Raw genomic sequence first — 22,061 nt, 5'->3', positions numbered from 1 at the left:
CCTTGCGAGCGCAAGGACAGAAGAACATTAACTAACTAATAACCAAAGCAATGGATATTTTCATGCAAGCCGCCATCGACGAGGCGCGGCTGGGCCGCCGGGAAGGCGGCATTCCCATCGGCTCGGTGCTGGTGCGCGGCCAAAACATTGTGGGCCGCGGCCACAACAAGCGCGTGCAGGACCTCGACCCCATCGCCCACGGCGAAATGGACGCCCTGCGCAACGCCGGCCGCCAGCGCACCTACCGCGACACCGTGCTCTATACCACGCTGATGCCCTGCTACATGTGCGCCGGCACCATCGTGCAATTCAAAATTCCCAAGGTGATAGTGGGCGAGGCCCTGACCTTCGGCGAGTCGCTGGAGTTTCTGAAATCGCACGGTGTGGAGGTGGAGATTCTCGATTCAACTGAGTGCGTGGAGATGATGCGCGAGTTTATTGAGGCCGAGCCCGGCCTTTGGAACGAGGATATTATGGAATAATAAAAACGTAGGGTAAGCTTTAGCTTGCCGGGGGGCGCGCCAACTGGGAAATTCCTAGTCGGCGCGCCCCCCGGCAAGCTAAAGCTTACCCTACTTTCTTTATATCAACTACTTACCAAACGCATACCCAACCTGCAACTGAAAGACTGAGTTACGCAGCTTCGGGTCATCGGAGGGGTTTTGCAGGTCGGATAAGCCGCCGTTGTAGCGCAGGCTGGCTTCGAGGCCCTGCGGCAGTTGATAGCCCACGCCCAGCACGTAGCCTACGTCAAGCCGGCGATAGCCGGCGAGGTCAGTATTGCTGTCGGCGAAGGGCCCCAGGCCAGCAATGGTAGCCGTGGCCTCTTCGCGCACTCCCAGCAGGTAGCCCAGCTGCGGGCCGGCCTCCACAAAAAACCCACCGGTTTTGAGGCGCGCCAGCAAGGGCAGGTCGAGGTAGTGCAGCCGCAGGGTGCCGTCGATGCCAACCGGAATACCGCTTAGCTCATCGGTGCCGCTGTACCGGGCTCCCTTCTGCGCATACAGCAGCTCGGGGTGGAAGGAAACCAGCTCATTGAAGGGAACATCGGCCATGAAACCGGCGCTGAAACCGCCCCGGTACTTGTAGCCCCGGTCATTGCTACCCGTGATGCCAGCCAGGTTGAAGCCCGCTTTCACCCCAAACCGGGCGGCCAGCGCGCCGCTACCCGCCGGGCGGCCTACCGCGGCGGCAGCCCAGCGGCGGCCGAAGCACGTTGGCTCCGGCGCGGCCGGGTACGTCGTCAGCACCTCGGGGTGAGCACGCAGAAAGCGGACCATGTGCACGGTTTGCAGCACGCCCAAGGCCACGCTGGCTACATCCAGCGTGCGGTAGGTGGGGCACGCCGGCTGCCAGCCCGGGCGGGGCGAGGCCGGCATATCGGCGCGGCTACCGGGCCGGGAGCCGGCGTTCCACACGGCCGGGCGGGCAACGGGGGCTGGCAGCGCGGCCCGGCGGTCCTGGGCGGCGGCGGGCGTGGCAAGGCCGGCCAGCAGGCCAAGGCAGCAGAGAATATTTTTCATGATAAACGCAGAAAAGGAGGGAGTTAAGAAAAAGGCAATAAACCTGCTAATGAGCAGTTTAGTAACCACTAGGGCGACTGAGCGGCGGCCAGAGCTGGGACGGTAGACATGGGCAAAAGCGGGGTGAAAGAATGAGACAAAGCTCCCCCGGCTCATTCCGGCGCGCGTCACGGGAAAGCGGTAATTTGCCCTACCAGAAAACCAGTAGTTTTTCGCCAGCCCTGGTTTTGCCGCCAGATTATGCGCAAGTTTGCGGGCCTATGCCAGCCGTGTGCTTCCTGTTTGAGTGTGCCCGGCGCGCCTTGCGCGGCCGGCGCGGGCGCGGGCTGGCAGTAGCGGCCGGGCTGCTGGCAGGCTACTCCGCCGCCGCGCAGCAGCCCGCCCCGCCCGAGGCCGACAGCCTGCGCGCCGCCCTGCGCACCGAAACCAGCGACTCGGCCCGCGCCAAAACCGCGCTGCGCTTATCGGTGGCCCTCACGGCCACCGACACGGCCGGGGCGGGCCGCTACGCCCGGCAGGCGCTGGCCCTGAGCACGCGCGCCGGCTTTAGCTACGGCCGGGCCGTGAGCTGGCTGCGGCTCAGCTCGTTGGCCATTATTCGGAATGATAATGCCGCCGCCGACCGCTACGGCGCGCTGGCCCAGGCTACTGCCGACCAGCTCGCCGGCCCCGCCCCCAGCCCGCGGCAGCAGCGGCTGCGGGCCGGCGTGGCCAATAACCGCGGCAACGTGGCCGAGCGCCGGGGCCAGTACGCGGCGGCCGTGCGCGCCTACCTGCAAGCCGCCACCCTGCTGGCCGCCTCGCCCGACTACCGCACCCGCCTCACGGTGTACTGCAACATAGGCAACTGCCTGCAAGAGCTGGGGCAGCCAGTGGCAGCAGCCCGCTACTGGCAGCAAGCCGTGGCGCTGGCCGCCCGCACCGGCCCCGTGCCCGAGCTGGTGCCGGTGCACGTGCAGCTGGCCACCCGCTACCTGCTGCGCGCCCAGCCCGACAGCGCCTGGCAGCAGCTGCGTGCCGCCCGGCCGCTGGTGCAGCGCAACCCCTTGTACGCCACCGAGTTTTATACCCAGCTGGGTGAGTATTATTTGTATACGCGGCAGCCTACGCCGGCCCGCGCCGCGCTGCAACAGGCCCTGGCCGCCGCCACCCGCAAGGGTGCGGCCGGCTACCAGGCCCGCCTGCTGCTGAGCTTGGGCCAGCTCGAAGTAGCGCTGGGCCACCCGGACCCGGCCCACGCCCTCATGCAACGCAGCCTGGCCCTGACCAAGCGCCTCGGCGACGCCCAGCAGGAGCTGAACACGCTCGCCAACCTGGGCCAGCTCGAAGAAAATGCCGGCCAGTGGCAGGCGGCCCTGGGCTACTACCGGCGCGGCCAGCAGCTGCGCGACACCCTGGCCAGCGCCGCCGTGCGCCGCCAGGCGAGCACCCTCGAAACCCAGTACCGCACCCGCCAGCAGGCCCAGCAGCTGCGCGACCAGCAGCGCGCGCTGGGCCAGGCGCGCCGCCTCAATACCGTGTACCTGGCCCTGGTGCTGGCCCTGGTGGGCGGGGGCGCGCTGGCGCTGGGCCTGTGGGCCAGCCGCCGCCGGCTGCGCGCCCAGCGCCAGCTGCTGCAAGCCCAGCAGGCGGGCGCGCTGGCCCAGGCCGGGGCGCTGCGCACGGCCCAGGCGGTGCTCGCGGGCCAGGAAGAGGAGCGCGCCCGCGTGGCCCGCGACCTGCACGACGGCCTGGGCGGCACCCTGGCCACCGTGAAGCTGTACCTGGGCAGCGTGCGCAGCCGCACCACCCTGCCCCCCGAGCCGGCCCAGCTCTTCAACCAGGCCATCACGCATTTAGATGAGGCCATTGCTGAGCTGCGCCGCATGGCCCGCCACCTGCTGCCCGAAGCCGTGCTGGCCTTCGGCCTGGCCCCGGCCCTGCGCGACCTCTGCGAGGCGGTGCAGCAAACCGGCGCGCTGCACGTGCAGCTCCAGACCCACGGCCTCGACGCCCCGCGCCTGCCCCCCGCCACCGAGGTGGCGCTGTTTCGGATGGTGCAGGAGCTGCTCACCAATGCCCTGCGCCACGCCCGGGCCCGGCAGGTGCTGGTGCAGCTGATGCGCCACGGCCCCGAGCTGCAACTGGTGGTGGAGGACGATGGCCAGGGCTTCGACCCCACTGCGGCCGGCGCGGGCGTGGGCCTGCGCAGCGTGCGCACCCGCGCCGCCTACCTGGGTGGCACCCTGGAGGTGCAGTCGGCCCCCGGCCAGGGCACCTCCGTCAGCCTCGACCTGCGCCTGGCCCCAGCCGATGACGCAGCTACTTCGCCTTCAATTAATTGTGTATGACCCCTCCCATTCGTGTGCTGCTCGTTGATGACCACCAACTGGTGCGCGCCGGCCTGCAAGTGCTGCTGGAGCCGCTGGCTTTCGTAACGGTAGTGGCCGCCTGCGCCACCGCCGCCGAAGCCTACGCCGCCGTGGCCCAGCACCACCCCAACGTGGTATTGCTCGACATCAACCTGCCCGATGAAAGCGGCACCGAAGTGTGCCGCCAGCTCACGGCCCGCTACCCGGCCCTGCGCGTGCTGGCCCTCACCACCCTCAACGAAAAAAGCTACGTGCTGCGCATGATGGAGCACGGCGCGGCCGGCTACGTGCTCAAAAATGCCTCGCCCGAGGAGCTGGCCGAGGCCATCGCCCGCGTGCACGCCGGCAAAAAGTATTTCAGCGACGAAGTGCAGGAGCTGCTGCTGCGCCCCACGCCCGCCGCCGCGCCCGGCCCGCCCCTGCTCACCCGCCGCGAGCGCGAGGTGCTGCGCCTCATCGCCGAGGGCCTCACCAGCCAGGAAATCGGTAACCGTCTGTTTCTTAGTCCTCTCACCATTGAAACCCACCGCCGCAACCTACTCACCAAGTTTGAGGTCAGCAACACGGCGTCGCTCATCCGCCTGGCCGCCCAGCAGCAGTTGATTTAGGGTAGGGTGCGGGGGTAGAGCCGTTTGTCATTGCTTCGCGTTGCTCGCAATGACAAACGGCTCTACCTCCGCACCCTACCTATTTCACGCGCTCATTATACTGCTGCACAATGCTTTCTAGGTCGGCGAAGCGGTAGCCTTCGTCGCCGGCGGACACGCGGCGGGCCAGCTCGGCATCTTTGCGCAAAAAGGCCGGTACCTGGCTGGCGAAGCGCCCGGACTCCACGCGCACCGCCGCCGCGCCGGGGTGGCGCAGGTACCAGCTCACGGGGCCTTGGAAGACCGGCGCGGCGCTGGCAGTGGGCAGGCCCGCCACCGGCGTAGGCCCCATAAAATTGACAATGAAGGGCGGGCGGGACTTCACCACGAATAGCTCCAGCGCCCCCGTGGTGCGGCGGGCGGCCAGCTCGCCAGTGTCATCCTTGGTTTTGCCCAGTAGCTCCGAATACTGGCCCCGTACGCGCATCCACTGCACTTGCGCGGTGGTCAGGGCTCTGGGCTTTCGCGGCCGGCTACCATCGGAGCGCAGCTGGTAGTAGGGTATCACATCGGTTGAGCCGTTCGCGTTGGCAGGTAAAAATCCGCGTAGCACCTGGCCATCTTGCAGCCCCACCACGCCCCAGGCGTATTGCTGGTTCAGTACGCCCGCGAAGGTTTGGGTCGTATCGGCCCCCGGCCCCTGGGGCAGGGGCAAGGCGAGTACCAGAAATAAAGTATTGAGCATGAGGCTAAAGGTAGCGCGGACAGCAGGTCAACAAGAGAGCGTCACGCGCATCTGGCGGCGGCCGCCAGATGCGCATGACGCTCTCTTTTACGCTAACTACTTGCACGCTGCCCTACTTCCGGCCCAGCCAGCTCTCGGGGTTAAGATTAGCCGAGTTGCGCCACACCTGAAACTGCACCTGCGCCGTGCCGTCGGCGTCGGTGGCGGCCGTGCCGATGGCCTCGCGGGCGCCCACCTGCTCGCCCTCGTGCACGGTCACCGAGCGCAGCTTGGCATACACCGTAAAGTATTCGCCGTGCTGAATCATGACGATGGTGTTCATGCCCGGCACCTGCGCCACCGTGAGCACCCGGCCCGCAAACACTGACCTAACGGCCTCGCCCTCATTAGTTTGAATATCCACGCCGCGGTTATCTACCGTTACGTGCCGGAGCACCGGGTGCGGGTGCCGGCCAAAGCGCTGGGCCAAAAAGCCGTGCGCCACCGGCCAGGGCAGCCGCCCCCGGTTGCCGGCAAAGTTGGACGAGAGCGCGGCGGTTTGGGGCGTGAGGGCCACGCGGCTGGCGTGGCGGTCGGCGTTGGTTTCTTCGGGGGCGTCGCTTTCGGGGTTGGCGCTGGCGTCGTCATCGGGGTTATCAGCACCGGGCTCGTCGTTGCGGGCGGCGGCCGGGCGGCGGCGGGTGCCGGCCGTGGCCGCGCGGGCGGCGCGGCGGCGGGCGGCTATGGCGGCCAGGCGGGCGGCGTGGGCGGCGCGGGCTATTTCTTCGCGCACGCGCTGGGCAATGAGGTCGTCGAGGCGGGCCACGGCCTGCTGGCGCTGGGCCAGCTCCTGGCGCAGGCCCTGCTCCTGCTGGCTGAGCTGCTGCACTACTTCATCCTGCTCGGTTTTGAGGCCCAACAGGTTTTTGTTTTCTACCAACTGGTTGGTTAACAAGCTTTTCTGGCGCTGGCGCTGCTGCGTAAGGCCATCGAGCTCGTGGCTCAGCTGCTGCTGCGCGCCCAATATGCGCATGGCCTGCTTCTGGCGCTCCTCGGTGTACTGGTGCACGTAGCGCAGCCGCAGCACAAACTGGTTGAACGACTCGGCGGCAAACAAAAACATGAGCTGGTTGAAGCCGCTGCTCGTTTTGGAAGCTGCGTACATGAGCCGGGCGTACTCGATTTTGAGGCGGGCCAGCTGCTCCTGGGTGCTCAGCACCTGCCGCACCGTTTGGTGCACGTTGGTTTCGATGCCTTGCAGCTGCGTCGAAATGTGCTGAATCTGCCCCTGCTTCACCGTCAGCTTCTCCTTGATAACGTTGAGCTGGCCCAGCGAAACCTGCTTCTTCTGGGTGGTTTGGGTCAGCACTTTACCCGCCTCCGCAATGCGGCTGATGTTCGCCTCGCGCTCGCGCTCCAGCTGGCCCTTGCTCTTGGCGCGCGGGCCGCGCGGGGCAGGGCGGCGCGCCTTGGCCGCCGGCCGGGCCGCCGCCTTGCGCGCCTTGGCCGGGCGGTGGCGCTGGGCCGCCGCGGGGCCGGCCAGCAGCAGCAGCACGCTGGCCACCAGCCAATACTTAACAACAGACGAGAAAAATGTCACGAAACAAACCGGGCGCGGCAGGCAGAATACCGCCCCACAAAATAACGCACGAATAGCGGGCCGGGCGGCCGCCGTGGCTTTGTTGCGCCAAACGCGGCCGCGGCCGGGAGTTGCACGTCACTTTCAGTCCACTACCTAAAGTCCTTCACCAGCGCTACGCTTTACAGGTTTGTGGTGTACCAAAGCCACTTCCGGTACTTGCGCAGCTGCCGAATCCAGGGTTTTGAAAGTCTGACCAGCTTGAATTTAGGCTTGCGCTGTTGAGTGGTGCTTTGCCACCTTCGTTTTAACGTAGCCTTTTCCAGTTGCTCCCATCCGTTACCCTTTTGTTCATGCGCCATCGCTCTACCGTCTTTCTGCTGGCCGCCCTGCTGGGTCTGAGCCAGTGCCAGAAAAGCGCCCCCGACCCGGTCAGCCAACTTCCCCCCGCCACCCAGACCGGGGCCAACACCTTCGGCTGCCTCGTTAATGGCCAGCCGTGGACCCCGCAGGGTTACAATGGCACTTCTAACTACAGCATATCTTATGACTCGGGTTTGAACGGAGGGGTATTTGATTTGCAGACCTACCGATACCCTGATGCGAGTAAATATTTTCAGAATATTTATATTGATATTCTCTCTGATTTTCAGGTCGGTACCTATTCCTTTCGTAGCCCTAAACGCGTAGGGGTTGTGTTTCAAGACAGAAAAACAAATTGCTACTGGAGCAACACAGATAGTACGACGACTTACCGCCGGGGCACCTTAACTATCATGCGCCTCGACAAGCAGGCGGGTATCATCTCGGGCACTTTCGCCTTCACCCTCTTCAAGCCGGGCTGCGACAGTGTGCGCGTTACCCAAGGGCGCTTCGACAAAAAACTCTAACTCCCCTCACCTTTTCCCTTTTCCCTTGTCCAGTATGAAACACTTCTTTACCTGCCTGCTAAGCCTGCTGCTGCTGGCTCATGCCGCTCGCGCCCAAAGCCCCGACCCCGTGCGCCAAAAGTTCAACAACGTCTTTGCCCGCCTCGACAAAAGCCAGGTGCCCACCGGCCGCCTCCTCGAAGCCGCCGTGCCCCTGGCCTACCTGCCCGGCTTCAGTAAAGCAACCCTTACTTTCTGATTCACAAGAAGATAATATTGATTTTTACTGAAAAACTCTTTTATTTGATAATCTTTACTCTTTCGCTTTTCCATCATGAAACATTTCTTAACGCTGGTACTGCCCCTGGCCCTGTTGCTGGGCTGCAAGAAAAGCGACCCCGACCCAGTCAGCCAATTGCCTCCCGCTACTCAGACCGGGGCTAACACCTTCGGCTGCCTCGTCAATGGCCAGCCGTGGCTGCCCGGCGGCAATGATGGAACCTCGAACTACTCCATCTATTACGACCCAAACTATCGCAAAGGCACATTGAATATTGGCACTTATAGATACTATCCAGTGGGCAGCACTTCTCGACAAGACATTATAATTTTTTCAGATAGTCTTAAATCTACCGGCACCTATTCTCTTTCTATTCCAAACCATCAGGAAGGGCTCTTTTACGGCAGTAAAGGGGAATGCGAGTTTCACCAAAATGAAGTGCATTACCGCCGAGGTACGCTGACCATCACGCGCCTCGACAAGCAAGCCGGCATCATCTCAGGCACCTTCGCTTTCACCCTCTACAAGCCGGGCTGCGACAGCGTGCGCGTTACCCAAGGGCGCTTCGATAAAAAACTCTAGTCCCTTCCCTCACCTTTTCCCTTTTCCCGCATGAAACACCTCTTTACCTGTTTACTGAGCCTGCTGCTGGTCGGTACGGCCCGCGCGCAGTCCCCCACGCCGCCCCTGCAGGCCGGCGACATCGCCCTGCTCGGCTTCGATGCTACCGACCCCGACGACTTTGCCTTCACGCCCCTTGTGGACCTGGCCCCCGGCACCCAGCTCAAGTTCACCGACAACGGCTGGCTACCCACTGGCGGCTTTCGCCTCACGGAGGGCATCTGCATCTACACGGCCCCGGCGGCGGGCGTGGCCCGTGGCACAGTTGTCAGCTTTCGGGCCGACAGCGCGGCCTTCACGCACCCCGGCCGCTTTCTACTCGCCACCGACGGCGACTAGCTGCTGGTATACCAGGGGTCAGAAACGGCTCCAGCCTTTCTGTACGGGCTGGCTTTTAAAAACACCTGGAGCAATGTAGTCTCGGCCAATACCTCGGCGCTACCGCCCGGCCTCACTGCCGGCAGCAGCGCCTTATCGCTACCCTTCGTCAATGGCAACTACCTGGCCAGCAGCCCCCGTAGCGGCACGGTAGCCGCCCTGCGGGCCGCCCTTAGCAGCACCAGCAACTGGACTGGCAGCAGCAAGCTGCGCGTGAGTTGGCCTACTACTACATTCCAGGTACTGCCCACGCAGCTCGTAGCCCCGCCCGCCGGGGCCGATTTACTCACCCAAAAGCTCTACCAGGTGTTTGCCCACCTCGACATCAGCCAGGTGCCTACCGGCCGCCTGCTCGAATACGGAGTACTCATGGCCCCCGTTCAGGGTTTTGATGGCACTCTGCGCGACTCGGCCCGCGCCGATATGGATGTCTTTCGCCACCTTTTCGTGTCGGTGCAGAGCAGCCGCATTGCCGGCTCCGACAACCTGCCCGACCTGCTCACCTTCAACCAACGGGTGCTGGCTGCTACTCCTACCACGCCGGACGGCACCATTCCAATTGCCGTGCAATACCTCGGCTATGCCCACCTCCGGCCCGATGCCGAAACCGCTGGCCTGGTCACCATTCAAAACGAGCAGCTGTACGACGTGGCTGGCCGCCAACAAAGCCCCTACCAAACGGCCGTGCTGTTTGCGGCCGCCCCGGCGCGCACGTATTCGGCCACGCCCACCGTGTCGCTGGTGCTTCCCAGCAACCTCTACCTGGCCAGCGGCACTCCCACGGCCGCCCCGCTACTTCTCCTCGACTTTGGCGATGGCCAGGGCTACCACCAGGCAGCCTGGGACCAACCGCTCAGCACCACCTACGCCACAGCTGGCACCAAACGCATCAAAGTAGCCCTCACCTACCGCTCCACGGTAGACCCCGACTACAACGAAGTACGCGAGAGTTGGTTCGACCTCACTATACTGCCGGGCAGTACAACAGCCGCTGCTAAAACCACTTCGGGTCAAAGTGGCAGCACCACGAACCTCTATAATCCCGATACCCCGCCAGGTTCTCCCGAGGGCTTCGACTGGCCAATTGCCTCCACTGTCAATGTCCCGGCACCTACCGACTACACCCACCACCGTGGGGGCACAGTCAACGTGCGCTACGGCAAAACCAACGGGCAGCTTCATACCGCCGTCGTCAAGCCGTTTATTGTGGTGGAGGGGTATGATACCTCACTCATCGCGCCAAATCTGGTGGGGATGAATAATCAAAATAATGATATTGCAAGCTTTATAAGAGGTATTGACCGTGCTGCTCCTTTCAACTTTAACGACGCGCTCCAGAACGTCGGCTACGACCTCGTCTACATTGATTTCCGGGACGGGGCCGACGACATCCGGCGCAATGCGCTGCTGTTTGAAATAGTCCTGCGCCAAGTCAACGACTGGAAGCAGCAGGCGGGCAGCGTGGAGCCAAACGTGGTAATGGGCGAAAGCATGGGCGGCCTGATTGCCCGCTACGGCCTGGCCCAGCTGGTACGCGCCGGCTATGACCCCCAAACCCGCCTGCTGGTGCTGCACGACAGCCCCCAGCGCGGGGCCAACAACCCCATGGGCCTGCAAGCCCTCACCCGGCAAGCCGATTTTCCGCTGGCCATCTTGCCCGGCAACAACCAGGGTGGGGCTAAAGGCATAGTGTATACTTCTGATATGAGCGTTAAGTTAAAAGATGCGCTGGCTATTCTTGCGGCCCCGGCTACCAAGCAGCTCTCCCTCAAAAGCGTGACAGGCATCGACAATGAGTATGAGAACAATACGTTTATCGACGGCCCGTACAAAGACATGATTGACTTTGGTGGTACGCCCCCGGCCATTTTTCCACCCATCATTGCCACCAGCGTAGGCTCGCAGTGCGGCCGGCCTCAAAATACCCCAGTCTACCAGGAACTGACCCGCAACGACCGCGCTTACCTACTAGGCTCCAACAATAATTTTGCAGATATTGGCTTTCGCACGGAAGCCATCGCCAACGGCTTGCCAGCTTATGGCACCCAAAATACTATTGCGCATTTGCGCGTCTCCTTTGAGATTCGCGTATTGTGGCTCCGTATCGCGGTTAACTTACTCAATCGCAACTATACTTCCCCATCCAATACCCTACCCTACGAAACATTAGCGGGCGGCTACACCAATTTGTACGAGCAGCGGGATTTGCTTGAAAACTCTGATTTTAATATTGGAATCCTGCAGGCTGCGGACATTACGAATGTCTACAATGGTAATCTCTGCTTCGTACCTACCTACAGTGCCCTCGACGTACTCACCGTCACGCCAGCCACGGCCTACGCTAAGTACATAAATAACACCACTGATAATCCCAGCCCACCTCGTATACCGAGCTATATCGCAAATCAGAACACTACTGGCAGTGATTTTAACCAGCCTCATATTCGCTTCACAGCCCGTAACAGCGAATGGATATACAACGAAATGCAACGGCCGTTTAATGGTAATACGAATTCGCTCCCTTGCGCTACCGAGTGCAGTATCGCGTTAACTATTACCGGCCCCACTCAGGTATGTACCTCGCCCACGTCCGTTTTTTCGGTTAATTACGACGCAAGATGTGATGTGGAGCGTTACACCCAGCAATTTCTTCACGACCACCACCGGCTCGGGTAGCCAGTTTGCCACCTCGGCGGCCCCAGGTGCCCAAGGCTCAGCCACCATTACAGCTACGTTTCCCTGCGGGCCACCCGTCACAAAAACCGTCTCGGTGGGTGGGGCTTACCCGACCGGCCGCTACTACTACAACGGGTCGAACTACACGCTGACGGGAACGAGCTTCATTATGGGCTATAATATCCCCATCACTATCACCCTCGACCAGCCTTATACCTTCACCTTTAGCTCCAACACTCCGGCCGTAACGCTGTATAACACGACCGCCAATTCTATTACATTCTCTATCCCCTCGTCCGTCACGAGCACAGTTAAAATAATGGCTACCGCCGCTGGCACCAGCAGCGACTGCGGCCTGGTGGGCGACTTCATCTTCGTGCCTACCGGGCCCAAATTTGCAGCTGCCCCCAACCCGGCTACTTCAGAGCTAACCGTCTCAGATGGCGCGGACGAACCCACTTCCTCCACTGCCAAAACCGACGCCGGAGCCACCAAATCGTTTCAGGCTGACCTGTACGACACCTACGGCAAGAAGGTCAAGACGAAGCAGAGCGAGGGTGGTAAAGCCGTGTTTGATGTGCGTGATGTACCCGATGGCCTCTATAACCTACGCGTAGGCCAAGGCAAAGACGCCTATTCCGAGCACATTCAGATTACGCATTAAGCGGTAAATCAACTACTTACGCAAAAAGCCGGCTATCCTGACAGGACGGCCGGCTTTTTGCGTAAGTAGTTGATTTACCTGGCTTTACTTCTTCACCTTGGTCTGCTTATCATACCCCTTGGGGATGCTGAACGGGAAGTCCAGATGCCCCGAGCCGACTTCTACTTTCTGGTAGTTGAGGGTAGCCGAAGTGCTTTCGGTGCCGCCCTGCTGGCCCAGCACGTTGGTGGTGAAGGCAAACAGCAGCTGCGTGCCGATGGGCACCTGGAAATCGGCGTAGCCCACGGTGAGGCTGCGCTGGGCGGCGCTCTCGCTCACTTTCAGCTGCTGCAGGCGGCCGGTGCTGATGCTCACCAGCTGCTCCAGTATCAGGGGGGCCTGGGGGTAGGTTACGGCTTGGTTGTCGCCCTCCGTTTTCACCACGGGCAGGGCCCCTTTGGGGGCGGGCTGGTAGTCGCCGAGCAGGATATCCTGCATCTGGTGGTACGTTACGGGCACGTTCAGCAGCTGGCTCAGGTAGGCGTAATCGCCGGCGAAGTAGGTCTTTTCCAGGCGGTTGACTACCCGCACCGAGTCGGGGGTGAGCAGGGCCCGCACGCCCTCAATGCCCAGCAGCGAGCCCGACAGCCAGATGGCCGAGTCGCGCCGGATGCGCAGGTTGAAATTAGCCGACATGTCGCTGTCCTTGCGCTTAAAATGCACCTTGCCGCGCCCGTTCAGGTACGGAAAGTTGGTGTTGGCCGTCTTCACGCCAGCGGGCGTTTCTACGGGCACTATGGCGGTGGAGGTGCCCGGCCCGAGCTTGCCCGACGACGACGGCACGCGGTGACAGCTGGCCAGGGCCAGGGCGGCGAGCACGAGAGCAGATTTATTCATATAATTTTTGTTCTTTGATTTTACGGTCGAGTAGCGCCGAGGTGCCGGGGCCGGCTTTGCGGGCGCGCTGCCAGGCGGCCACGGCCCCGGTGCGCTCGCCAAGCTGCCACAGTACGTCGCCGTAGTGCTCCAGGATGCTCGCATCCTTGGTTGTTTTCAGGGCGCGCTCCAGGTTGAGCTTGGCCCCGGCGTAGTCTTTCTGCTTGTAAAGCACCCAGGCGTAGGTGTCGAGGTAGGTATCGTTGTCAGGGAACTGCTTCACCGTGCGGCCCGCCATGTCCTTGGCTTTGTCCAGCTTTTCGCCGCGCAGGCTGAGGTAGTAGCTGTAGTTGTTGAGCACGCCGTAGTTGTTGGGGTCGGCGGCCAGCACGGCATCGTAGGCGGCGTCCGACTTGGCGTAGTCCTTCATTTCCTGGTAAGCATCGCCGAGCTGCGAGTCGAACTGCGTTTGCTGCTCAGCGTTGCCCACGGCCAGGCGGCGGCCGTGCTCCAGGGCCTGTACGGCCTCGCGGGGCTGCTTTTTCAGCAGATGCCCCATGCCGTTGTAAAACCACAGCGGGGCCTGGTTGGGAAACAATTCCAGGGCCGCGTCACTGTGCACCAGCAACGAGTCGGTCTGGCTCAGCTCGGCATCAAGCAGCACCACTTGCTGCCAGAGCTGAAACTTCGATTTATCGTATTTCAGGGCCTTGAGGTAGGTATTGCGGGCTTCTTTTTTACGGCCGGTTTGCATCTCCACGTCGCCGGCCACGCTGTAGGCCTTGGCCTCGCGGGGATGGTTGCGCACGGTGGCGGTGGCCAGGTCGAGGGCCAGCGGGGCCACTTTGGGGTCGGGCAGCTGCTTGATGTAGCCCGCCAGAATGCGCACCGCCTGGTCGATATCAAGCGCTGGGCTGTCGAAGGCCAGGCGCAGCTGCTTCTCTACCTCGGTGGGCTGGTTTTGCTGGCGGTACACGTCGGCCAGTATCAGGCGGGCCTGGGGGTTGTTGGGCTCCAGGCGCAGGGCCTGCTCGGCCACCCGAATGGCATCGGGCAGGCGGTTGTTGGCGGCGTACATCTCGGCCTGGGCCACTACGAAGCGCGGCTCAGTGGGGTTGGCCGCAATCAGGTTTTCACCTTCCTTCAGGGCCAGCGGCAAGTTGTTCTGGCGCAGGTATATCTGCTGCTTTTTGAAGGCGATTTCGTCAAGACTACCAAACTGGGTCTGGGCCTTTTCGAGGGTCGCCAGGGCTTCGGGCAGCTTGTTTTGGGCCAGGTAGAGGTCGGCCAGCTGAAAGAGGTAGCTGCCCGAGTTGGGCACCTCCTTTACCAGGCTGGCGTAGGTGGCAGTGGCGGCCTCGTACTGTTTCTGGCTGGCCTGCGACTGGGCCAATAGCAGGTAGTAGTAGGGGTTTTTAGCGTCGAGCTTCACGGCGGCTTCGGCGTAGCCGGTGGCATCGCGCAGGTTGCCACTCAGCAAGTTAGCCTCGGCCAGCTTGTAGTTCACGGCCGCGTTTTCGGGCATCAGCGTGTAGGCTTTCAGCAGCCGCTCCAGGGCTTTGGGGTAGTCTTCGAGGATGACGTATTTCACGCCGTCGGTGTAGAGCGACTCGCTCATTTCGCGCTCCTTGGCTGAGAGCGGCGGGCGGGCCGCCACCTTTTTGGCTTCAATCTCGACGCGCTGCGCCAACTCGCGCCGCTCTTTGCGGCTCAGCTTCACGGGCTTGCGCAGGGCCGCCGAGTCGGGCGGGCTACCTGCCCCCGGGGCCAGCCCCTGCGCCTGGCTACCGCCAGCCAACAAGCTCAAAATAAGGATATTAACCGCAAACGAACGCATATGCATAGCAAACAAACCAACTAGCTTTTGGGGCGAATGTACGGGGCATAACCACGAACGGCGCGGCCCCACTGGGGGCCACGCCGCTGGATAACGCACTACGCGGTTAAATCATCACACGCGCAGCACATTAAAATCGCCCACGCTCAGGTCGGCCGGCTGGCCGGTAACGCTGGCGCTGTTGCCAATCATCGAGTTGGCCACGTTGGCGTGGCGCACGGTGGCGGCCGTTTGCACAATGGAGTTGGCCAGGCGCGAGTCTTCCACCACGGCGTCGGCGCTCAGCGACACGTGTGGGCCCACTACCGAGTTGGTAATCACGGCGTTCTCGCCAATGTACACGGGCTCGATAATGACCGAGTTGGTGATTTTGGCCGAGTCGGCCACCAGCTTTTCGCCGCGCTCCTTGAGGTATTCGAGGTAGCGCTGGTTGGTGTGCACGGTGGCGTCTTTATTGCCGCAGTCGAGCCACTCGGTTACCTGGCCGGGCACGAATACGGTGCCCTTGTTCTTCATGTTTTCCAAGGCGTTAGTGAGTTGGTACTCACCCTTGTCCTTGATGTCATTGTCGAGCAAGTACTGCAGCTCGCTACGCAGGTACTCGCCGTCTTGGAAGTAGTAAATGCCGATAATGGCCAGGTCGGACACAAACTCCTGCGGCTTTTCCACAAACTCCGTAATCTGGCCCTGCTCGTTCAGCTTTACCACACCAAAGGGCTTGGGGTCAGCCACTTTCTGCACCCAGATGGTGCCGGGCACCGAGCTATCGAGCACAAAATCAGCCTTAAACAGCGTATCGGCGAAGGCCACCACCAGCGGGCCGCTCAGCGAATCCTTGGCGCACAAAATGGCGTGGGCGGTGCCCAGCGGCTCATCCTGGTAGCAAATGGTGCCCTTGGCCCCTACCGACTCGGCAATGGCAACCAGGCTTTTCTCCACCACCGCCCCAAAGCGGCCGATGATGAAGGCAACTTCCGTTACGGGCTCGCCGCACACGCGGGCAATGTCCTCCACGAGGCGCTGCACAATGGGCTTGCCAGCAATGGGAATGAGGGGCTTGGGTACGGTGAGCGTGTGCGGGCGCATGCGCTTGCCCATGCCGGCCATCGGAACAATAATTTTCATCGGAGAAACTTGGGTGGAAAGTGTTTTCAGAAGTGTTTAGAAGGCATACTGTTTTTAGCCCGCTGCGGTTGGCTGCCATAGACAGCCGCAACGTGAAGCAAAGATGGTAGGCGAACCCCAACCTGCCCATATACCCCCCGAATTTTACCCCCTTAGCAGCTCAATTAGCGTGGCCGGGTCGGCGTTGCCGCCCGTGAGCACCAGCACCGTGTGCTGGCTGGGTGGCAGGCTGGCGCGGTGGCGCAGCAGCGCGGCCAGCGGCAGGGCGGCGGTAGGCTCCACCACCAGCCGGGCTTCGAGTAGCAGGCGGCGCGCGGCGGCGCGCAGCTCGGCCTCGCTCACGGTCACGATATCGTCGGCGTATTGCCGCAGGTGGGCGAAGGTTAACTCGCTCACGGCCAGCGTACGCACGCCGTCAGCCAGCGTGCGGTTGGTGTCGGCGGCGGGCCACTCTATCACCCGCCCGGCCCGGAAGGACGCCTGCGCATCGGCGGCCAGCTCGGGCTCCACGCCAATCACCTTCACGCTGGGCTTCAGCAGCTTGAGGGCCGCCGCCATGCCGCCCAGCAGCCCGCCGCCGCCCACGGGAGCCAGCACGAGGTCCACGCTGGGCAGGTCGGCGAGTATTTCGAGGCCCACGGTGCCCTGCCCGGCAATCACGTAAGGGTCATCGAAGGGCGGCACCAGCACGGGCGGCTCGGCGGCGCCGGCCAGCAGGCGGGCGGCCACGGCCTCGCGCTTTTCGAGGGCCGGGTCGTAGAGAATAACCTCGGCCCCCAGCGCCCGCGTGGCGGCTACCTTCACCTGCGGCGCATTGGTGGGCATAATAATGGTGGCCTTCATCCCCAGCTGCCGCGCCGCGTAGGCCACGCCCTGCGCGTGGTTGCCGCTGCTATACGCCAGCACGCCCCGCGCCCGCTCCTCGGCGCTGAGCGCCAGTATGCGGTTGCCGGCCCCCCTAATCTTAAAAGAGCCAATGGGTTGCAGGCTCTCTGGCTTGAGGTACACCTGCTCGGTACCCAGCTCGGGCAGCGAAAAGGGCAGCAGGGGCGTGTGCCGCGCCATGCCGCGCAGCCGCTGCTGCGCCTGCTGCAAGTCGGTGAGCGTGATTAAATTCATAAATATCAGTTAATCAATACGTTACATAAATAAGCTAACAGCTAACAGTTTCTGCGGCCAGCGCGGGGCAGCCCCCGCCGTGGTGGGCCACCGGGGGTACTCCCGCGCAAAGATGCGCCCCAGCGGCGGCCAGCCTGGCACTTGCTTCGCTACATAACCACTCGGCGCGGGTAGGCGTTAGGGCAGCAGGTCCTTACTTTTGTATTATGAACTTCTTCTCCGAAATCGAATCCAGCATTCAGGTGCTATTTGCGGCCATCGACGCCGGCTTTGTGCAGGACACCAGCGTGGGCCAGCAGCACGTAACTAATTGGTACCAAACCCTCAGCAGCAGCGATAACCCCGCCGTGCGCCTCGTAGCCCAGGAGCTGGATGTGCTCAACGGCCACATCCAAGCCAACAACGTAGGCGGTATGGGCGACTCGTTCCAGCGGCTGGCCGACCTGTCGTCGCGCGCGGCACTGCCCATCCACAGCTTCGAAGGCCTGGGCGATAAAATTCGGGAGTTGAGCCAGAAGCTCAACTCCGCCGGTGGCAACCTGCAAATCATTGCCCGCCAGCGCGCCGCCGGCACGGCTCCCAACCGCTAGCATAAAGCAACCAAGAGCAAACAGAACGTCATACTGAGCCTACGAAGCAGCGGGCTCGCGCCGTTGGGTTACCAACCTATTGGCGCGAGCCCGCTGCTTCGCAAGCTCAGTATGACGTTCTGTTTTATTGATTTTTTTTGCGGCCAGGCTACTTACCCGTGCTACCGTAGCCATCGGCCCCGCGCACGGTTTCGGTTAGCAACTCGGTGGGCTGCCATACAATGGTTTCGTGGCGGGCCACCACCAACTGGGCAATGCGCTCGCCATCCTGCACGGTAAATACCTCGTTGGAAAGGTTGACCAGCAGCACGCTAATCTCCCCGCGGTAATCGGCATCGATGGTGCCGGGGCTGTTCACAATGCTGATGCCGTGCTTGTAGGCCAGGCCGCTGCGGGGCCGCACCTGCGCCTCGTAGCCCATGGGCAGCGCCAGGCTGAGGCCGGTGGGCACCAGCATTCTTTCTAATGGGCCCAGCGTGAGCGGGCCGGCGGGCAGGTCGGCGCGCAGGTCGAGGCCGGCGGCGTGGGCGGTTTGGTATTCGGGCAGCGGGTGCCGCGAGGAATTTATTACGGGAACGGTGAGCATAAGGGCCGCAAAGGTACTTCGGCGACTAAAGCGCGGCCAAGCTTTTCGGGTGGGCTTGGCGTGGTGCACCTTTGCGGGCTTGGCACGCGCTGCTGGGCTTACTTCATTCCTATGTCCTTCCGCTACTTTTTGCTTTTACCGGGCTTATTCGCAACGTTAAACGGGGCCGCCCAAACGACACCGCCTACCCTCACCGTTAAGCCTGCCCTCACCACCGTAACGGTGTACCTGAACGGTACCGCGCTGGAACACCAAGCCTCCGTAACGCTAGCCACCGGCATCAACCGGCTGGTTGTGAGTAATCTATCTCCTCGCCTGGATAACCAAACCCTGGAGGTGCAACTGGGCGACGGGGCCGAGCTGCTTTCGGTAGAAGAAGAGGACAACCCCATTACTACGCCGGTCATCATCAACCAAACGGCCGCGGATAGCCTGGCCCGCGCCGAAGCCGAAAGACTTACCACCGAGGGCGAGCTGCAAGGGCTTCAGCAAGAGAAGTCCTTCCTGCTGGCCAACCAAACCCTGCCCACGGGCACGCAAGCCAATTGGAGCGCCGAGGTGCAAAAAGGCGCGGCCCTCATGCGCACCCGCCTGTCCGCTATTCAACTGGAAACTAACCGCTTGCAAAACCGCCTTGGCTTATTGAAAGCGCAGGCCGACCTGGTGCGCTCCCGCGCCTCCGAAACCGGCACCAACGACCACCAGGTGCTGCTGGTGCGGGCGGCCCGCCCCCTCACGGTGCCCCTCACGATACATTACTACGTGAAAAGCCGGTCGCCCTGGTTTCCCAAACTCGACATTCGGGCCAATGCTACCGGCCGGGAGCTTCAGTTCGTGACGCACGGCTTGGTGAGCAACCGCACGGGCCTGCCCTGGCAGCAGGTGCGCCTGGTACTAATGCGCCATGTGGTAGCCGACGATGTATCGCGGCCCAGCCTTTCGCCCTGGGCCCTTGATTTTACGGGCGGCGACCACGTTGGCGAGGGCCGCGTTGATGAGTTTGTAGTCAAAGGCACTGCCAAGGGCCGCCCGGTGCAGGTGGCCCAAAGCACGCGCTACGAGGTGCCGCAGCCCGTAACCCTGGCCGCTGGCAAGCGGCGCGAGCTCACGCTGCCCGCCGTGCGGCTGGCGGCCAGCCCCGAGTACCTGGCCATCCCGCGCCTGTCGGAAAACGTATTCCTGCAAGCCAAGGTGGCAGGTTGGGAGGGATTGCAGCTCCCCAGCGAGGCTAATGTTTACCACCAGGGGGCTTACGTAGGCACTACGGAGCTGAATGACCGCGCCTACAACGACTCGTTGGAAGTAGCCCTGGGCCACGACGACCAACTGGTAGTGGGCCGCGCCAAGCTCGAAGACTTCAGCGGCAACGTGCCCTTCAGCGACAAGCGCCGCGTGCGCCTTACCTACGAGCTAAACGTGCGCAACCGCCACCCCGAAGCCGTACGCCTGCGCATTCTGGACCAGGTGCCGGTGTCCGAGGAAAAAGAAATCAGTGTCAAAGTGCTCGAAACCAGCGGGGCCCAGCTCGACGAGCGCAGCGGCAAGCTCACCTGGGTATTGCCCCTGGTCTCCGGGGCCAGCCAGCGGCTGCGTTTCAGCTTTCAGGTCGATTACCCAAAGGATAAAAAAGTGGAAATCATCAACCACGAGGTTCGGATTTCCAACCCGAAATTTCGGTAGTCTACTTATCCAGACGCAAAAATGCCCGGTATTCGGCCGGGCATTTTTGCGTCTGGATACTCTCCAGGTTCGGTTACGTGCGCCAGTCCAACGGCTCCGCCGTCGGACTAGCTTTCGCGTGAGCGGTAGCTGAACGACTAGCCAAGCGGCGCATCCGTCAACCGGTCGGACGGCTTCGCCGTCGGACCGGAGCACGTAACCGAGGTCAATAATCGGAGCAACTTACTAGTAACTAACGAATTACAGCGCCGCCATTTCCTCACGCACAAAGTCGGCCAGTTGGCGCAGGTACTCGGTGCTGAAATCAAAGCGGATGCCAGCCGCCGCGTACACCTCGCCGATGGGCACGGTGTAGCCCAGCGCCAGCGCGCGCTGGTAGCCCGCCAGCGCGGCGGCGGGGTCTTGCCGGAAATTGCGCCACATGGCAATGGCCCCGAGCTGCGCCATGGCGTACTCGATGTAGTAAAATGGCACTTCGTAGAGGTGCAACTGCTTCTGCCAGAGGTAGGGCCGGAACTGCTCCAGGCCGTTCCAGCTTACGGTGCGCTGGTTGAAGTGCTGGAAAATCTCGGTCCAGCGCTGGTGGCGTTGGGCTTCAGTGTGGCCGGGGTTTTCGTACACCCAGTGCTGAAACTTGTCGATGGTAGCCACCCAGGGAAAGGTTTCGAGCACACTTTCGAGGTGGGTTTTCTTGGCGCGGCGCAGGTCGGCGGGGTCTTGGAAGAACACGTCCCAGTGGTCCATGCTCATCAGCTCCATGCTCATGGAGGCCAGTTCGGCTACCTCCGACGGCGGGTGCTTGTCGGCCGAAAGCGGCAGGCGGCGCGTGAGAAACGAATGCACGGCGTGGCCGCCCTCGTGCAGCATGGTCACCACATCGCGCAGCGACGAGGTGGCATTCATGAAAATAAATGGCACACCCGTTTCGTCCAGCGGGTAGTTGTAGCCGCCGGGGGCCTTGCCCTTGCGGCTTTCGAGGTCGAGGTGACCCATCTGGCGCATGGTGCGCAGGCAATCGCCCAAGAAAGGGTTGAGGTGCTCAAAGACGGTGATGGTCTTGTCGAGCAGCTCGGCCCCGGTGGTGAAGGGGTGCAGCGGCGGCTGGCCGCTGGGGTCCACATCGAGGTCCCAGGGGCGCAGGGCGGGCAGCTTCAGGGCTTGGCGGCGTGCCTCATCAAACTCGTTGATGAGCGGCACTACCGTGGCCCCAATGGCCGCGTGAAAGTCGAAGCAGTCCTCGGCCGTGTAGTCGAAGCGCCCCAGCGCAGCAAACATGTAGTCGCGGAAGTTGACAAAGCCCGCGTTCAGCGCTACCTGGTGGCGCAGTTGCACCAACTCGGTAAAAAGCTGGTCGAGGGGCTGGCTATCCTGCATGCGACGGGCCTGCACGGCGCGCCAAGCCTGCTCACGCACGGGGCGGCTCAGGCTTTTGAGGCGGTCGGCGGCGCGGGGTAGCGTAATCTCCTCGCCGTCAAGGGTTACCGTCATGGCGCCCGCAGTGGCGGCGTACTGCTGCTGCTTGGTCGAGATGTCGGTTTTGAGGGCAATATTTTCCTCCCGGTATATTTCCGACGCCCGGCGCACCGAACGCAGAAACACGCCGTAGCGACTGCCATCCAGTTCCGGTAGGTAGGGGCTAGTCAGCAGCTTCTCGTTGAGGGCGTGGTCGTAGGGCGCGGTAAGGGGCTCCACTTCCTGCACGAAGAACTGGAACGCCTCGGCGCGGCCGCCGTCCTGGGTGTCGCAGGTCATGCGGATGTAGCGCCAAGCCAAGTCCTCGCTCAGCACCGACTCCAGCTCGGAGCGGTCGAGCAGCCAGCGCTCCAGCGCCCCGGCATCGGCCAGGTCGCGGTGCGCCAGTTCCTGAAAAAACGGTTCCAGTGCGGCCCAGTCGGTCACGTAAAAGTCCTCGGGCAGGTAGTGGCGGGGCGGGCGGGCAGTATCGGTGGCCAGCGAAGCGGCTGGGGTATCAAACTCAGAAAACACCATAGCAAACAAGTTACGCAAATAATTTTCA

Annotated in this window: 20 protein-coding genes; 11 read left to right on the top strand and 9 right to left on the bottom strand. The window is 62.5% G+C overall.

Annotated elements, in window-relative coordinates; translation table 11 throughout:
- Positions 1-50 precede the first annotated feature (50 nt).
- Positions 51-482, top strand: coding sequence for a nucleoside deaminase (locus QMK33_RS10920; RefSeq protein ID WP_283564619.1), 432 nt, complete (start codon positions 51-53; stop codon positions 480-482).
- Positions 483-590: 108 nt separating this feature from the next.
- Here QMK33_RS10920 and QMK33_RS10915 read toward each other — a convergent pair whose 3' ends face one another.
- On the bottom strand, positions 591-1,523 hold the full coding sequence (locus QMK33_RS10915; protein WP_283564618.1) for a porin family protein: 933 nt from the start codon (positions 1,521-1,523) through the stop codon (positions 591-593).
- Positions 1,524-1,783: 260 nt separating this feature from the next.
- On the opposite strand from QMK33_RS10915, the gene QMK33_RS10910 reads away from it, so the two are divergent.
- Together QMK33_RS10910 and QMK33_RS10905 are read left to right on the top strand one after the other, a co-directional pair.
- Complete coding sequence (locus tag QMK33_RS10910; protein WP_283564617.1) at positions 1,784-3,853, top strand: ATP-binding protein; 2,070 nt, start codon at positions 1,784-1,786, stop codon at positions 3,851-3,853.
- Positions 3,850-4,482, top strand: a complete 633-nt coding sequence (locus QMK33_RS10905; RefSeq protein ID WP_283564616.1) for a response regulator — start codon at positions 3,850-3,852, stop codon at positions 4,480-4,482. Before QMK33_RS10910 ends, QMK33_RS10905 begins: the two co-directional genes overlap by 4 nt.
- Before the next feature lie 79 nt (positions 4,483-4,561).
- On the opposite strand, the gene QMK33_RS10900 is transcribed toward QMK33_RS10905, so the two are convergent.
- Positions 4,562-5,206, bottom strand: a complete 645-nt coding sequence (locus QMK33_RS10900; RefSeq protein WP_283564615.1) for a hypothetical protein — start codon at positions 5,204-5,206, stop codon at positions 4,562-4,564.
- Positions 5,207-5,318: 112 nt separating this feature from the next.
- The gene (locus QMK33_RS10895) at positions 5,319-6,785 is read right to left on the bottom strand and encodes a murein hydrolase activator EnvC family protein (RefSeq protein WP_283564614.1); all 1,467 of its coding nucleotides are present in this window, start codon (positions 6,783-6,785) and stop codon (positions 5,319-5,321) included.
- A 332-nt stretch (positions 6,786-7,117) separates the two neighbouring features.
- Here QMK33_RS10895 and QMK33_RS10890 point away from each other — a divergent pair, with 332 nt between their 5' ends.
- The 6 genes from QMK33_RS10890 to QMK33_RS10865 all read left to right on the top strand — a co-directional run bounded on the left by QMK33_RS10890 (position 7,118) and on the right by QMK33_RS10865 (position 12,252).
- The gene (locus tag QMK33_RS10890; protein WP_283564613.1) at positions 7,118-7,654 is read left to right on the top strand and encodes a Riean_0653 family protein; all 537 of its coding nucleotides are present in this window, start codon (positions 7,118-7,120) and stop codon (positions 7,652-7,654) included.
- A gap of 34 nt (positions 7,655-7,688) precedes the next feature.
- Positions 7,689-7,892, top strand: a complete 204-nt coding sequence (locus tag QMK33_RS10885) for a hypothetical protein (protein WP_283564612.1) — start codon at positions 7,689-7,691, stop codon at positions 7,890-7,892.
- Between the two features lie 75 nt (positions 7,893-7,967).
- Positions 7,968-8,495: a Riean_0653 family protein gene (locus QMK33_RS10880; RefSeq protein ID WP_283564611.1), complete on the top strand. Its 528-nt coding sequence runs from the start codon at positions 7,968-7,970 to the stop codon at positions 8,493-8,495.
- A 30-nt stretch (positions 8,496-8,525) separates the two neighbouring features.
- Positions 8,526-8,873, top strand: coding sequence for a hypothetical protein (locus tag QMK33_RS10875; protein WP_283564610.1), 348 nt, complete (start codon positions 8,526-8,528; stop codon positions 8,871-8,873).
- A 252-nt stretch (positions 8,874-9,125) separates the two neighbouring features.
- Entirely contained in the window at positions 9,126-11,588 is a 2,463-nt protein-coding gene (locus tag QMK33_RS10870; RefSeq protein ID WP_283564609.1) for a lipase family protein, read from the top strand.
- On the top strand, positions 11,536-12,252 hold the full coding sequence (locus QMK33_RS10865; protein WP_283564734.1) for a T9SS type A sorting domain-containing protein: 717 nt from the start codon (positions 11,536-11,538) through the stop codon (positions 12,250-12,252). The genes QMK33_RS10870 and QMK33_RS10865 overlap by 53 nt, the downstream gene beginning before the upstream one ends.
- A gap of 84 nt (positions 12,253-12,336) precedes the next feature.
- Here QMK33_RS10865 and lolB1 read toward each other — a convergent pair whose 3' ends face one another.
- The 4 genes from lolB1 to QMK33_RS10845 all read right to left on the bottom strand — a co-directional run bounded on the left by lolB1 (position 12,337) and on the right by QMK33_RS10845 (position 17,188).
- Positions 12,337-13,128 carry a lipoprotein insertase outer membrane protein LolB1 gene (gene lolB1, locus QMK33_RS10860; protein ID WP_283564608.1) on the bottom strand — a complete coding sequence of 264 codons (792 nt, stop codon included), beginning with the start codon at positions 13,126-13,128 and terminating at the stop codon, positions 12,337-12,339.
- Complete coding sequence (locus QMK33_RS10855; protein ID WP_283564607.1) at positions 13,121-14,944, bottom strand: tetratricopeptide repeat protein; 1,824 nt, start codon at positions 14,942-14,944, stop codon at positions 13,121-13,123. The genes lolB1 and QMK33_RS10855 overlap by 8 nt, the downstream gene beginning before the upstream one ends.
- A 114-nt stretch (positions 14,945-15,058) precedes the next feature.
- Entirely contained in the window at positions 15,059-16,069 is a 1,011-nt protein-coding gene (locus QMK33_RS10850) for a sugar nucleotidyltransferase (RefSeq protein WP_283564606.1), read from the bottom strand.
- A 144-nt stretch (positions 16,070-16,213) separates the two neighbouring features.
- A complete protein-coding gene (locus QMK33_RS10845) occupies positions 16,214-17,188 on the bottom strand; it encodes a threonine ammonia-lyase (protein ID WP_283564605.1) in 975 nt (324 codons plus the stop codon).
- Positions 17,189-17,394: 206 nt separating this feature from the next.
- Here QMK33_RS10845 and QMK33_RS10840 point away from each other — a divergent pair, with 206 nt between their 5' ends.
- Positions 17,395-17,778, top strand: coding sequence for a hypothetical protein (locus tag QMK33_RS10840; RefSeq protein ID WP_283564604.1), 384 nt, complete (start codon positions 17,395-17,397; stop codon positions 17,776-17,778).
- Positions 17,779-17,926: 148 nt separating this feature from the next.
- Here QMK33_RS10840 and dut read toward each other — a convergent pair whose 3' ends face one another.
- Positions 17,927-18,364: a dUTP diphosphatase gene (dut, locus tag QMK33_RS10835; protein ID WP_283564603.1), complete on the bottom strand. Its 438-nt coding sequence runs from the start codon at positions 18,362-18,364 to the stop codon at positions 17,927-17,929.
- A 111-nt stretch (positions 18,365-18,475) separates the two neighbouring features.
- On the opposite strand from dut, the gene QMK33_RS10830 reads away from it, so the two are divergent.
- Positions 18,476-20,044, top strand: coding sequence for a DUF4139 domain-containing protein (locus tag QMK33_RS10830; protein ID WP_283564602.1), 1,569 nt, complete (start codon positions 18,476-18,478; stop codon positions 20,042-20,044).
- 240 nt (positions 20,045-20,284) lie between these two features.
- Here QMK33_RS10830 and QMK33_RS10825 read toward each other — a convergent pair whose 3' ends face one another.
- A complete protein-coding gene (locus QMK33_RS10825) occupies positions 20,285-22,033 on the bottom strand; it encodes a M3 family oligoendopeptidase (RefSeq protein ID WP_283564601.1) in 1,749 nt (582 codons plus the stop codon).
- Between the last annotated feature and the right edge of the window lie 28 nt (positions 22,034-22,061).

Source organism: Hymenobacter sp. H14-R3 (assembly GCF_030063445.1).
Lineage (GTDB): Bacteria > Bacteroidota > Bacteroidia > Cytophagales > Hymenobacteraceae > Hymenobacter.
This window is presented reverse-complemented; position numbering and strand designations above follow the sequence as displayed.